The organism is Pseudomonas sp. 1176_21, from assembly GCF_052850635.1.
Genome location: NZ_VXCV01000042.1, coordinates 1 through 610, shown reverse-complemented (window position 1 = coordinate 610; position 610 = coordinate 1). Strand labels below are relative to the sequence as shown.

General features: G+C 64.1%; 1 protein-coding gene. It reads right to left on the bottom strand.

The genetic code is table 11. From position 1 onward, the window contains the following. Positions 1-610 (bottom strand): AMP-binding protein (locus tag FW760_RS26025; protein ID WP_446444119.1); only part of this gene is annotated, 610 nt, incomplete at both ends.

Here is a 610-nt window from a genome sequence, read left to right as displayed (position 1 = left end):
CGCAGCCTGTTGCGCCAGACGTGCCTCGATCTCACCCAGTTCGATGCGGAAGCCGCGGATCTTGACCTGATGGTCGATGCGGCCGACGTATTCGACGATGCCATCCTGGCGATAACGCGCCAGGTCGCCCGTGCGGTACAGGCGTTCGCCGCGGGACGAGAACGAGTCGGGCACGAAGCGCGTGGCGGTGAGATCGGCACGTTTGAGATAACCACGCGCCAGACCGGCCTGCCCCACATACAGCTCGCCGATGGCGCCTTTTGGCACCGGGTTCAGGTCGGCATCGAGCAGGTACCACGACAGGTCCGGGATCGGCTCGCCGATGGGGCTTGCCGCATCACCGGCCAGGTCTTCAAGGCTGACTGGACGGTAAGTGACGTGCACCGTGGTCTCGGTGATGCCGTACATGTTGATCAGTTGCGGCTGCTGATCACCGAAGCGCTCGAACCAAGGGCGCAGGCTATGCACGTCGAGAGCTTCACCACCGAACACCACGTAGCGCAGGGCGGGTTTGGCTGCTGCATTGGCGGGGGCACAGGCCACCTGCATCAGCTGTTTGAACGCCGATGGCGTCTGGTTGAGCACGGTGACCCCCTGCTCGCACAGCAAC